We start from the raw sequence: 13,026 nt of genomic DNA, 5'->3' as shown, positions 1-13,026 counted from the left end.
CTTTAGTGTAAAATCGCGCAACACCAGATTGAAGTAAAGAACCAATGCAGCAAAAGAGTAGAGCCTTCCTTAAATGGGCTGGCGGAAAATACAGTCTCGTTGATGATATTAACGCGCGATTAAACCAAGCAAGTTCGCATGCTGATACCTTGGTTGAACCTTTTGTTGGTGCCGGTTCCGTTTTTCTAAATAGCGATTTTAAGCATTATATTCTTAACGATATTAATGCTGATTTAATCAACTTATATAAAGAATTAAGAAATTCACCCGATGAGTTTATTAGTGATGCAAAAAAGCTATTCGTTGATTTAAATAACCACCCCGATGCGTACTACGAATACCGAGTTCAGTTTAATCAAAGCCGTGATGTATACGAAAGGTCAATGCTATTTTTATACATGAATCGTTTTGGTTACAACGGCTTATGCCGTTATAACTTAAAAGGTATTTTTAATGTACCATTTGGTAAATATAAAAAGCCTTATTTTCCTGAAAAGGAAATGTACTTTTTTGCTGAAAAAGCACAGCAAGCGACGTTTACATGCTTAGGCTACGATGACGTATTTAAACTGGTTCCTAATAACGCGGTTATTTATTGCGATCCACCCTATGTCCCTTTGAGTAAAACGGCTTCGTTTACTTCTTATGCTAAGGGCGGGTTTAATTTAGATGATCAGGCTAATTTAGCTAATTTGGCAGAAAAAGCGGCGTTTGAAAATAACACCCCAGTGCTTATTTCAAATCACGATACAGTATGGACACGGAAAATATACAGCCAAGCATCACTTGATCAAATTCAAGTAAAAAGGACGATAAGCCCTAAGGGCGGAACTCGTAATAAAGTAGGCGAGTTAATGGCTATGTACTTACCACTAAAACAACCACAGCATAAATTGAAAGCGCAAAAGCGATAAATAGTATTATCGCAATAGCAATGATTGAGGAAATAGAGTGTTCTTGAAAATCTGCGCGGCGCTTTTGTTCTGATTGAACACCAAAAAATGCGGCTAGCACACTTTGCAACGCGCTAATAAAGTGCCGCATTTTCTAGAATAAAGGCTTTAAAGAAGGTGTTTTCTTGCTGTCGTCTGAGCTTGTTAATAACTCAAGTAAATCCAAGTAGTGAAACTGAGCGCTGCGGCTATCACCAGTGATCCAAGAAAACCAAGAAGAGTCTTCTTCAAGTACATGTAAACAGGGTTTACTTGTGTTTATTTCGTGTGTTGATTGCGGAGCACAATTATTAACCGAGCTTAACTCTTGCCCTGAACTTGGCGTAAAATTTACTACCCCAATAACTAATAATGCAGATGCAATTAATATCCCAATTTTAAAAGCGCGCATGATTTGAACCTAATATTTTGTTACTTTTTTAAGCATAACAAAAACTGCTCAAATAACAAACTTGTTTCTAATAAAGACTATTAATTAAATGTCAAAAATAGCCACTTAAGCACTTCAAACGCAACAGTATTACGCCTTAGTTGCTTGGGTAACGTCATCAATTGAGTTACATTAACGTAATATTTTACTCATTGGTGAATCTGCTATGTTTAGCCCAGAACAAAAATACTTAATTGCCCCATCAATTCTTTCAGCTGATTTTGCAAAGCTTGGTGAAGATGTTGATAGCGTTTTAGCCGCAGGTGCAGATGTAGTGCATTTTGATGTAATGGATAATCACTATGTACCTAACTTAACGATTGGACCTATGGTGTGTAAAGCACTAAGGGACTACGGTATCACCGCGCCAATTGATGTGCATTTAATGGTTAAGCCTGTCGATAGCATCATTCCACAGTTTGCAGAGGCGGGGGCTTCAATAATTACTTTTCACCCAGAGGCGAGTGAGCATATTGATCGCACGATTCAATTAATCAAAGATCATGGCTGTAAAGCTGGCTTAGTATTTAACCCAGCGACCAGTTTAAGCTATTTAGATCATGTAATTGATAAGCTAGATACTATTTTACTCATGTCTGTTAACCCCGGATTTGGTGGGCAAAGCTTTATTCCTCATACACTTAAAAAGTTAGCGCAGGCAAAGCAACGAATTGTTGAGTCAGGTCGAGATATTCGACTAGAAGTGGACGGTGGTATTAAGGTGGATAATATCGCTGCAGCAGCTCAGGCCGGTGCAGATATGTTTGTAGCAGGCTCTGCTATTTTTAATCAGCCAGACTACAAAGTAGTTATTGATCAAATGCGTAAGCAACTTGAGAGTGTAAAATAATGCAGTACGATGCGGCATTTTTTGATTTGGATGGCACACTAGTCGATAGTGTATATGATCTATATATCTCAATTAACTTAACATTAAGCGACTTGGCATTTCCTATTGTAAGCCAACGTTTGGTCGAAAGCTGGGTAGGTAATGGTATAGATATGTTGGTAAAGCGGGCACTGAGTGGTGATATGCAGGTTAGTGAGCATTTAGATGAATCACTAACTAATAAAGCCATTGCACAGTTTCATAAGCATTATGAACAACAGGTAGGCCAATACAGCGTGTTATACCAACATGTTGAAACAGGGCTTGCAGCTTTACGTGGTATGCAAAAAGCATTGATAACTAATAAGTCTCGAATTTTTACTGAAAAACTTCTTGATAAGTTAGCACTTACCAATCATTTTGAGCTTATTATTTGTGGCGATGATATGGCAAAAAAACCGTCACCTGAGCCATTATTGTTTGCGTGTAAAAAGCTAAATATTGAGGCCTCTAAAGCAATAATGATTGGCGATTCTAAAAGCGATATACTTGCTGCAAAAGCGGCGGGTATTGATGTAATTGCAGTAGGCTATGGCTATAATCAAGGTGAAAACCTTGCTGATTATAATCCACAGTACCTATGCGATAACTTCTTAGATATAATACCTGTTCTAACGCAGCGTTAAATATTAATAATTAAGTAAATAAAGGAAAATCATGAGTAAACCAGTAGTTTTAAGCGGCATTCAGCCAACCGGTGGTATGACAATAGGCAACTATGTTGGCGCTATTAACCAGTGGCTAAAGTTACAGGAAGATCACGAAAGTTTCTTTATGTTGGTTGACTTGCATGCTATCACCGTTCGCCAAGAACCTGAGTTATTACGCTCTCGTGTACTAGATGGTGTTGCGTTGTATGCTGCATGTGGTATCGACCCTGAAAAGTCAGCGTTATTTGTTCAGTCTCAAGTGCCAGAACATGCACAGTTAGCGTGGGTACTTAATTGTTACGCGCAAATGGGTGAACTTAACCGCATGACCCAGTTTAAAGATAAGTCGTCAAAGCATGCTAACAATGTAAACGTGGGCTTATTTTCGTACCCAGTATTACAAGCAGCTGATATCTTACTTTATCAAGCCGATCAGGTACCGGTAGGCGAAGATCAAAAACAACACTTAGAGCTAACGCGTGACATAGCGACGCGCTTTAATAATTTATACGGTGACGTTTTTAAGCTGCCTGAGCCTTACATTCCTGAGTTTGGGGCGCGTGTAATGAGCCTACAGGATCCACTCAAGAAAATGTCAAAGTCTGACGAAAACCCAAATGGCTACATTATGTTATTAGATGAGCCTAAAAAGATTGAGAAAAAGCTTAAAAAAGCAGTGACCGATTCAGACGAGCAAGCGCGTATTTACTTTGACCGAACTGAAAAGCCAGGTGTATCTAACTTACTTACTTTATTAAGCGTAGCGACTAAGCGCTCAATAGAAGACTTAGTACCAGAGTTTGAAGGTAAAATGTACGGTCATCTTAAAAAAGATACAGCCGATGCAGTAGTAAGCATGATTGAACCAATTCAAGCTCGCTTTAAAGAAATTAGAGAAGATCAAAATTTACTTGATAACATAATGAAATCTGGAGCTGAAAAAGCCAGTGTACGTGCCGAGAAAACGCTAAAGTCGGTATACGATGCATTAGGGTTTATTCCACGCGGATAGGTTTATCGAAATAAAAATGCCGCTTATTAGCGGCATTTTTTATATTGCACATATCAACATGATAGACCCAAATAAAAACAGCAGGGATACTGCTAATTTGTCTGTTTTATCCATTATTCGGCTCCTTTTGCAGTAATTTCTTGTGCGTTATTAATGCTCACTAATGAAACGCTGTAGCCTTTATTTTCAAGTAATGTAAGCAAGCTATCTTCGCCTACAAGGTGTCCAGCCCCAACAAGTACAAACTCATTACTATCGTTATTAAACATTGCCTCTACTTTTGGTAACCAATTATTATTTCTATCTTTGAATAGCTGCTTGTAGCTGTTTGGGTCATTTTTCTGCATTTTTTCAACCGCTACCTTATTTAGTGTGTCGGTATCACCTTCTCGCCATGCAGTTAATAATCCTTTAAACATATCATTATAGTTATTTAGCTCTGCTAGGTTACGTTTGATAAAGTCATTTTCGTTGCCTTGACCCATTGTTTTAAATAACTCTAACTGAAACTCCACTGTTTCTAAGTAGTTTTTTGTTTTGTTGTCTTTAGTCGCTTTTTTCGTATAGTAAGCATCAACACCTTCACCTATTAAGTTTTGTTTTTGTAGTTCCATCGACATTAAAACGATACCCACCATGGCTGGGCGAAAACCATCTAACTTTTCGAGGTTAGCGCCAAACTCACTCAGTTTATTTTCGAGTGAAGCTTTAACCTCAGGCTCTAACTTTTCACTTAACGTTTCATTATTAGTATATGAAAGCGCGCCAAGCATTTGCATTTGAGCATTAGTATCAGCTGGGTCTGCTATTGGCGCTTCAAAAACAATTGTATCGGCTTGTTCATAGGCATGATTAAACTCAACAGGTAATGGCATTTCAGCTTTAGGTAAAATATGTACAGTACCGCCAATAAATAACGAGTCATCTCCTTTGCTTACTTGCCATACAGAGCTTTGAGCTTGTGCTGTATTTGCTACCAAGCTGCAACCAAGTAAAACGCTGGCAGACACTAATTTTTTTGTAAAATTTTTCATAATAACTTCCTAATACTTTAAAGTTTGTTGTTTTTAGTTAGATAAAATATTGCTGAAATAAGCAGTAATTGACGATGTTACTTTTGAAAGGTTTTCGTCAATTTCTGTGTTTATTTTGCTCATTGAAGAATCAAGTTCAGCTGATATTTTTTCATCTATTGAAGAAAGCAGTGTTTGCGTATCGACATGAGTTTTTAAAGACTCAGTTGCATTTACTGTGTTAGTTTTTTGCTGCTTTTTGTTAGTTGGTTTGTTTATTTCTGTATGTTCACCAATTACACACTGCTCAACACTCTTTTTAAATATGTGTTGTTTCGTATCAACTGCGAAGGCTGATGTAGTATTAAAAGCAGTTACTAGTAGTAAAGTAGATAGACCTTTTTTCATTGTGCTGTTCATAATTAAACCTTTTATATTTTTAATTGCAGCTAATTTAGAATCGCAAATGATTTTTAGTAAGCTGCTTGTTGATGACGGTTTAAAGAATATCGCTGAATTTACTGAGAGTCGCTTATCTAGTTATGAGCAATTAATAGATAAGGTTTTAATCGTATTTAATTGTTTTAATTTAATGGGTTAGCGTAAAACCTTATATTGTTGATATAAGGTTTTAAATGCTTTTTATACACAATAATGAGTTGATGTGGTACGGTTTATAAAAATAAAAATACCTAAAGACTATGAATTATCAAATCGGACCTTGGCAATTTATAAGTAATCGCTGTGTGATTACTTCAAATAACTTAGAAAGGGAATTAGATCCACTTTTAGTAAAGTTATTACTGCACTTTGTAAATAAGCCTCAACAAATAGTTTCTCGCCAAGCGCTAATCGAAAGTGTATGGCAACAAAGCTATGTAGACGATAACGCGATTAACCGAGCTATCTCAGAGCTAAGAAAACAGCTTGCTCATCCAACTGAAAAAGCACCGCTTTTAAAAACGCATTACCGTAAAGGATATAGCCTTACGGTAGTACCTGAACAGTTAACACGAGAAAGCGTTACTGAAAAGCCTGTAAACTCAATATCTGACTCGGCTACTGACACTACAAATAGTGATGATTTTACTGCTGCGACTATTTCAAAACCTGTTCCAGAAAAGAACATCAAAACGCTTTTGGCTTATACGTTATTAGTCATCACCTGCATTTGCTCTATTGTGTGGTTGGTACTATTTTATACAAGTGAAGGCGCTGGTGATGTAGTTAAACAAGTTACGGTAAATAAGGTTGCGAGTACGTGGAATATAGGTAGTGAGGTTCACCCTGAGCTATCTTCAGATAAACACTATTTAGCTTATACCAATGTTGAACCTGAACAGGATTTTAATCGTGCATTTGTTAAGCGACTTTCTGATCAGCGAGAAGTAGAAATTACATACCCTGGTTTTCAGGTATCTATTTTATCGTGGCAGCTAAACCAACATGCTGTGCTATTACAAGCGACAAACTTAAAACAGCAGCAATGCGAAATGGTATTAGTTGATTTAAGCCAGTTTCCTATTATTGGAGACGCTAAACTTATAAAAAAATGTGACCTCAGATACACAGGTTATGCGCAATTAGATCAAAATGGTGAGTATGTTTATTATACCGAATACAAAAATGAGCAATATGGCTCAGGGTTATACAAATTTGATTTAGAATTACAAAAGGAGTCGATTGTTATTCCTCCGCCAGGTGTAATGTATGGTGTAATAATGCCGCGTTTATCTCATTCGGGTAATAAAATAGCGTACATATTAAGCCAAAAAGGCCAGCCATTTTCTGTATTTAGTTACGACTTTAACACACGTGAGACTAAGCGATTATTTAAGGCAAAGAGAAGAACCATCAGTTTCGCGTTCGATTGGCTTTCAAATGATAAAGGCGTCATTGTGTTTGAAGACTCTGACCTTTCAAGCATTACGTTTAATGAAAATAATATAATTAAACATACTCTAAATGTTACCCCCGCAATTTCACCTTATTATATTGCAGTTCAGTCTGCTAACAGTCTGTTTTACTCAGCAAATAAAACACAAGCATTTTCATTAATTAAAGCAACGGATACCTTTGGCGACAATCCAGTTTATGAACCTTTGTATAAAAGTGATAATGACGACTACAGTATTGTTGAAGTAATAAATAAAGCTGGGCCAGCGCATGTTTTTGTATCAGAGCGCTCTGGTAGCAGCCAATTATGGATTGCTCAAAATGGGCTAACTAAGCAACTTAGTTTTTTTAATTACGACGATGACTCCTCTGCCTATAAATTAAGAGGGTTAAAAGTATCTCCTAATAAGAGGCGTATATTATTAATAAAAAATAAGCGCTTTTCACTTTATGACCTAAGTACGCAAAAATTCTACCCGTTAGAGATGTTAAGTGGGCGAAAAATAGAGAGTTATATTTGGTCAAAAAATAACGAAAGTATTATTTATATTGAGCAGCTTGATTCAAAAAATAGAGTCGTTGAGTTGAACTTGCTAACCCGAGATACTCGCGTAATTGAAGACATTAAAGCCAATAAGCTCATTTCAGATAGTGAAGGGAACGCTTACGCAATAACACTTGATCAGTTAATTCGTCTCTCAGATAAGCAAAGCTGGCCATTACCTAAAAATGCCAGAAAGGCGAATGTATATGGAGTAAGCAAAGACTATTTTTATTACTCAGATTCTATTTCAAGAATTGCTAGGCTCAATTTAAAAGAGGGTACCGTGCAAGATACACACGTGGACTTTCGGCCTATCACTTTTGAGGTGAGTTCAGATAACGAAATTTTATTTACGGGTGCTAAATACAAAGATATGCAAATTATACAAATTAGTTGGGATGAATAAAAAGTTTATCAAGGGCTAACAGTTGGGAGCCAAATATAAAAAAACACCAAGTAGTTAAATTACTTGGTGTTTTTTATTGGTATTAAAGCAATGGCTTTAGGTAATGACCTGTGTGCGAGCGCTCACATTCGGCTACTTCTTCAGGCGTACCTGCAATAAGTATTTCACCGCCGCCAGCGCCCCCTTCAGGGCCTAAATCAACCACCCAGTCTGCAGTTTTAACCACATCTAAGTTATGCTCAATAACCACGATGGTGTTACCGTGATCGCGCAGGCGATGTAATACAACAAGCAGTTGTTCAATGTCGGCAAAATGTAGGCCAGTTGTGGGCTCATCAAGTATGTACAGTGTTTTACCTGTATCGCGTTTAGAAAGCTCACGGGCAAGTTTTACACGCTGAGCTTCACCGCCAGAAAGTGTAGTAGCTGCTTGTCCTAAGCGAACATACGATAAACCAACGTCCATTAGCGTTTTAAGCTTACGGGCTATTGCAGGTATTTTATCAAAGTAGTCGTGCGCGTCTTCAACGGTCATTTCGAGTACTTGGTGAATGTTTTTACCCTTGTATTGTACTTCTAGAGTTTCGCGGTTGTAGCGTGCCCCTTTACATACATCACAGGGGACATATACATCAGGTAAAAAGTGCATTTCTACCTTGATTACGCCATCACCTTGGCAGGCTTCACAGCGTCCACCTTTAACGTTAAAACTAAAGCGACCCACTTTATATCCACGAGAGCGTGATTCTTGTGTACCCGCAAATAACTCACGAATCCCCGTAAAAATACCGGTATAGGTAGCAGGGTTTGAGCGTGGTGTACGGCCAATAGGGCTTTGGTCAATATCAATTACTTTATCAAAATGATCAAGACCACTAATTGATTTATACGGTGCAGCTTCTGCTGTGGTTGCGCCGTTTAATTCAGTATGCGCTAGTTTGAATAGCGTATCGTTTATAAGTGTTGATTTACCAGAGCCCGACACCCCTGTTATGCAGGTCATTAACCCAAATGGAATTTTTAAATCGACATTTTTAAGGTTGTTACCTGTTGCGCCAAATAGCTCAAGCCATTTATCGCCGGTTGGGTTACGCTTTTTTGGTACTTCTATTTTTCGTACGCCTGATAAAAACTGGCCAGTTACTGAGTCTTTGGTTGCTAAAATATCGTCGCGTGTACCTTGTGCGATAATATGTCCGCCGTGAACACCCGCACCAGGGCCAATATCAATAATATGATCGGCTGCGCGAATGGCGTCTTCATCATGCTCAACAACAATAACGGTGTTACCAAGGTCGCGTAAATGCACCAATGTTTGTAATAAACGGTCATTATCTCGCTGGTGTAAACCAATTGATGGTTCGTCTAATACATACATAACACCAACAAGACCCGCGCCAATTTGGCTGGCTAAACGAATTCGCTGCGCTTCACCACCAGAGAGGGTATCGGCACTGCGCTCAAGCGATAAGTAATTAAGGCCAACATTGATTAAAAATGATAAACGGTCACGAATTTCTTTTAGGATTTTTTCTGCTATTTGAGCTTTTTGGCCCGTAAGTGATAAGCCTTGAAAAAAGTCCATCGCTTCACCAATGCTCATGGTAGTAATAGCAGGCAGGTTTGTTTGACCTATAAATACGTGACGTGCTTCTTGGCGTAAACGTGAGCCATGACAACTAGGGCACGCTTGGCTAGTTTGATATTTAGCGAGCTCTTCACGTACCGAGTTTGACTCAGTTTCGCGATAGCGACGGTTCATGTTATTTAACACGCCTTCAAACTCGTGGTTGCGTGTGATTAAATCGCCTCTGTCGTTACGGTAGTTGAAGGCTATTTTTGTACTGCCTGAACCTTCTAAAATAATTTTTTGAGAATCTTTAGCCAGCTTTTCAAACGGTACGTCTAAATCAAATTTATAATGTTCCGCTACTGCTTGTAGCATTTGGAAGTAGTAAAAGCTGCGTTTATCCCACCCTTTTATAGCACCTCCGGCTAAGCTTAACTCTGGGTTATGCACTACGCGGTTAGGATCAAAGTACTGGCGTACGCCTAAACCATCACAACTTTGACACGCACCGGCAGGGTTATTAAACGAAAATAAACGCGGTTCTAATTCGGTCATTGCATAGCCACAGGTAGGGCAGGCAAAGTTGGCTGAAAACAGCATTTCTTCAATACTGCTGTCGTCCATGTAAGCTACATTTGCTACGCCGCCCGACATTTCAAGTGCTGTTTCAAACGACTCAGCTAAACGCTGCTGTTGACCGTCTTTTACCTTAAAGCGGTCAACAACCACTTCAATAGTATGTTTTTTATGAAGTTCAAGTGTCGGCGGATCTGATAAGTCGCACACTTCGCCATCTATGCGGGCACGAATATAGCCTTGGCTTGCAAGCTGCTCAAGTAATTTAACGTGCTCACCTTTACGGTCTTTAACCACTGGTGCTAAAAGCATCAGTTTAGTGCCCTCTGGCAGCGCTAAAACGGTATCAACCATTTGGCTAATTGTTTGTGCGGCTAAAGGTAAATCATGTGTAGGACAACGAGGTTCGCCCACACGAGCAAACATTAAACGTAAGTAATCGTATATTTCGGTAATTGTACCTACGGTAGAGCGCGGATTGTGCGATGTAGATTTTTGCTCAATAGAAATGGCGGGAGACAGTCCCTCAATATGATCAACATCGGGTTTTTCCATCAAGGATAAAAACTGTCTTGCATAAGCAGAAAGTGATTCAACATACCGGCGTTGCCCTTCAGCGTATAAAGTATCAAATGCAAGTGATGACTTTCCCGAACCAGATAGGCCTGTGATAACAATTAATTTATCACGTGGGATGGTTAGGCTGATGTCTTTTAAGTTGTGCGTACGGGCGCCTCGGACTTCAATGTTTTCCATGCTATCTCGTTAATTACCAAAATTATTTACTGAGTATCTCATAATACGCTGCAATATTAATCCTTGATCATGAAAAATCCTTAGCTTTAAGCGATTAATTATTGCCAAGCTTGTGGTAGAATCCTTGCCTAATTTTTTCACATCGTAAGATTTAGCTGATAATGACTGCATCTTCACTTAATTCACGAGAAAAGCGCGCCGCGGTATCGCTAGCGAGTGTGTTTGCATTTAGAATGCTCGGCTTATTTATGCTGATGCCGGTATTAGCGATTTATGGCCAGTCGCTTGACGGTTTTTCACCTATTTGGATTGGCTTTGCTATTGGTGCGTATGGCCTAACGCAGGCTGTGTTGCAAATACCTATGGGCCGTTTGTCAGACAAAATAGGCCGTAAAAAAGTTATTATTGGTGGCTTAGTTGTGTTTGCTATTGGCTCTGTCATAGCCGCATTAGCTGAATCTATCCAAATGGTAACTGTGGGGCGTGCATTACAAGGCATGGGCGCTATTGCTAGTGCTTTGCTTGCATTTGCCAGCGACTTAAGCCGAGACGAACAGCGACCCAAAGTAATGGCGGTTATAGGTATGAGCATAGGCATGAGCTTTGCTTTTGCTATGTTATTAGGGCCTATTATTGCCGCGTCGTGGGGTGTTGCTGGCGTTTTTTGGCTAACAGCAATACTTGCGGTATGTGGTATTTTTATTATTACGTTTTTAGTGCCCAAAGCGGTTAATAAAGCCCCCAAAGGCGACACGCTTGCAAGCTTTAGCGATATTAAAAAACTGATTAAACACCCGCAGTTAGCACGCTTAAATGCCGGTGTATTACTGTTGCATTTAACATTAACAACCATTTTTGTTGTGTTACCCAGCCAGCTAATAAAAGAAGGCCTAGCGGCAGAACAACATTGGTATTTGTATATTCCAGTCTTGCTTTTAGCATTTCTATTAATGGTGCCCATTATGATTGTGGCCATAAAAAAAGAAAAAGAAAAGCAAGCATTTATAAGTTCTGTAGCGCTGTTAACAGTCAGCATGCTTGCCATGTCAGTATGGATTAATAGTGTGGTAGGAATTGCAATATGTATGTTGCTTTATTTTGTTGCGTTTAACTTTTTAGAAGCAACAATGCCCGCGCTTGTATCGCGCTTAGCGCCTGCTAGCCAAAAAGGGTCAGCCATGGGCGGGTACTCGTCTAGCCAGTTTTTAGGGGCTTTTTTAGGTGGTATTTTAGGTGGTTACGTCGCACAAACAACAAGTACACAAGCTGTGTTTGCGGCAGCGGCACTTGTTGGGTTAATATGGCTTGTTGTTGCGTGGAAAATGGAAGTACCACCCAAAAGTAAAGTTATTAGTTTAATGACCAAATTAAGTACTGAGGAGCATGCCCAAACACTGGCTTCTCAGTTAGTTGCTTTACCCGGTGTAATAGAAGCAACAGTAGTACGCGACGAAAGCCGTAGCTACTTAAAGATTAATGATAAAGAATTTGACCTAGACCAAGCGCGAAAAGTCGCTGGTTTAATCTAACGTTTATAGGAGATGGTTTCATGGCACGCGGTGTGAACAAAGTAATTTTGGTTGGTAATTTAGGGCAAGATCCTGAAGTTCGTTACATGCCTAACGGTAACGGTGTAGCAAATATTACCTTAGCAACTTCAGACAGCTATAAAGATAAAAACACTGGCCAAATGGTTGATAAAACTGAATGGCACCGTGTTGTATTTTTTGGGAAACTGGCTGAAATTGTAGGCGAATATTGTCGTAAAGGTTCACAAATATACGTAGAAGGTAAACTTCAAACACGTAAATGGACTGATCAACAAGGCCAAGAAAAATACACCACAGAAATCGTTGTTGATGGCTTTACAGGTCAAATGCAAATGCTAGGTGCTCGCGGTGGAGACCAGCAAAGTGGTGGCGGTTACCAAGGCAATCAAGGTGGCCAGCAAAACAGTGGTTATCAAGGTAATCAAGGTAGCCAACAAGGCGGCTATTCACAAAATAATCAAAACCAGCAAGGTAGTTATGCACCACAGCAGCAAGCTGCACCTGCTGCACAGCCTCAATCGGCGCCTGCACCACAGCAAAATAACCAGTATCAGCCACAAGGCGGTGGTTTTGCTCCACAGCAAAATAGTGCACCACAGCAGCAAGGTGGTTTTGCACCTAAGCCTCAAAATGCACCACAAGGCGGCGCATCAAACCCAATGGAACCAACAATAGATTTTGACGACGACATTCCGTTTTAGCTTACGTATAAATTAAAAGTGTAAATATAAATCATTTTTTATTGAAGTTTTAAACCAAACCCAATGTAAAAACTGGGTTT

The 13,026-nt window shown here is 39.3% G+C and carries 12 protein-coding genes; 7 read left to right on the top strand and 5 right to left on the bottom strand.

Annotated elements, in window-relative coordinates:
* Window positions 1–44 precede the first annotated feature (44 nt).
* A complete protein-coding gene (locus MTF67_RS03570; RefSeq protein ID WP_006793106.1) occupies window positions 45–914 on the top strand; it encodes a Dam family site-specific DNA-(adenine-N6)-methyltransferase in 870 nt (289 codons plus the stop codon).
* On the opposite strand, the gene MTF67_RS03565 is transcribed toward MTF67_RS03570, so the two are convergent.
* Entirely contained in the window at window positions 859–1,044 is a 186-nt protein-coding gene (locus MTF67_RS03565; RefSeq protein WP_074210163.1) for a DUF2970 domain-containing protein, read from the bottom strand. The genes MTF67_RS03570 and MTF67_RS03565 overlap by 56 nt on opposite strands.
* A 3-nt stretch (window positions 1,045–1,047) precedes the next feature.
* Window positions 1,048–1,344: a hypothetical protein gene (locus MTF67_RS03560; protein WP_006793107.1), complete on the bottom strand. Its 297-nt coding sequence runs from the start codon at window positions 1,342–1,344 to the stop codon at window positions 1,048–1,050.
* A 205-nt stretch (window positions 1,345–1,549) separates the two neighbouring features.
* Here MTF67_RS03560 and rpe point away from each other — a divergent pair, with 205 nt between their 5' ends.
* From rpe to trpS, 3 genes are read left to right on the top strand one after another with little or no spacing between them, the layout of a single operon-like run.
* On the top strand, window positions 1,550–2,233 hold the full coding sequence (gene rpe / locus MTF67_RS03555) for a ribulose-phosphate 3-epimerase (protein WP_010557964.1): 684 nt from the start codon (window positions 1,550–1,552) through the stop codon (window positions 2,231–2,233).
* Window positions 2,233–2,898, top strand: a complete 666-nt coding sequence (locus MTF67_RS03550) for a phosphoglycolate phosphatase (RefSeq protein WP_243532516.1) — start codon at window positions 2,233–2,235, stop codon at window positions 2,896–2,898. Before rpe ends, MTF67_RS03550 begins: the two co-directional genes overlap by 1 nt.
* Window positions 2,899–2,929: 31 nt before the next feature.
* On the top strand, window positions 2,930–3,934 hold the full coding sequence (gene trpS / locus MTF67_RS03545; RefSeq protein ID WP_006793110.1) for a tryptophan--tRNA ligase: 1,005 nt from the start codon (window positions 2,930–2,932) through the stop codon (window positions 3,932–3,934).
* 113 nt (window positions 3,935–4,047) lie between these two features.
* Here trpS and MTF67_RS03540 read toward each other — a convergent pair whose 3' ends face one another.
* Both MTF67_RS03540 and MTF67_RS03535 read right to left on the bottom strand, forming a co-directional pair.
* Complete coding sequence (locus tag MTF67_RS03540; protein WP_248518709.1) at window positions 4,048–4,968, bottom strand: TraB/GumN family protein; 921 nt, start codon at window positions 4,966–4,968, stop codon at window positions 4,048–4,050.
* 33 nt (window positions 4,969–5,001) lie between these two features.
* On the bottom strand, window positions 5,002–5,367 hold the full coding sequence (locus MTF67_RS03535) for a hypothetical protein (protein ID WP_006793112.1): 366 nt from the start codon (window positions 5,365–5,367) through the stop codon (window positions 5,002–5,004).
* A gap of 281 nt (window positions 5,368–5,648) precedes the next feature.
* Between MTF67_RS03535 and MTF67_RS03530 the strand changes: the two genes are divergently transcribed.
* Window positions 5,649–7,793 carry a winged helix-turn-helix domain-containing protein gene (locus MTF67_RS03530; RefSeq protein ID WP_248518708.1) on the top strand — a complete coding sequence of 715 codons (2,145 nt, stop codon included), beginning with the start codon at window positions 5,649–5,651 and terminating at the stop codon, window positions 7,791–7,793.
* Between the two features lie 82 nt (window positions 7,794–7,875).
* Here the strand turns inward: MTF67_RS03530 and uvrA are convergent, their stop codons facing one another.
* Window positions 7,876–10,695, bottom strand: coding sequence for an excinuclease ABC subunit UvrA (gene uvrA / locus MTF67_RS03525; RefSeq protein ID WP_248518707.1), 2,820 nt, complete (start codon window positions 10,693–10,695; stop codon window positions 7,876–7,878).
* Window positions 10,696–10,856: 161 nt separating this feature from the next.
* Between uvrA and MTF67_RS03520 the strand changes: the two genes are divergently transcribed.
* Window positions 10,857–12,224 carry an MFS transporter gene (locus tag MTF67_RS03520; protein WP_006793116.1) on the top strand — a complete coding sequence of 456 codons (1,368 nt, stop codon included), beginning with the start codon at window positions 10,857–10,859 and terminating at the stop codon, window positions 12,222–12,224.
* A gap of 20 nt (window positions 12,225–12,244) precedes the next feature.
* A complete protein-coding gene (ssb, locus tag MTF67_RS03515) occupies window positions 12,245–12,946 on the top strand; it encodes a single-stranded DNA-binding protein (protein WP_006793117.1) in 702 nt (233 codons plus the stop codon).
* The last annotated feature ends 80 nt before the right edge of the window (window positions 12,947–13,026 follow it).

It is taken from the genome of Pseudoalteromonas sp. 2CM32C (assembly GCF_023161925.1).
GTDB lineage: Bacteria > Pseudomonadota > Gammaproteobacteria > Enterobacterales > Alteromonadaceae > Pseudoalteromonas > Pseudoalteromonas marina.
This window is presented reverse-complemented; position numbering and strand designations above follow the sequence as displayed.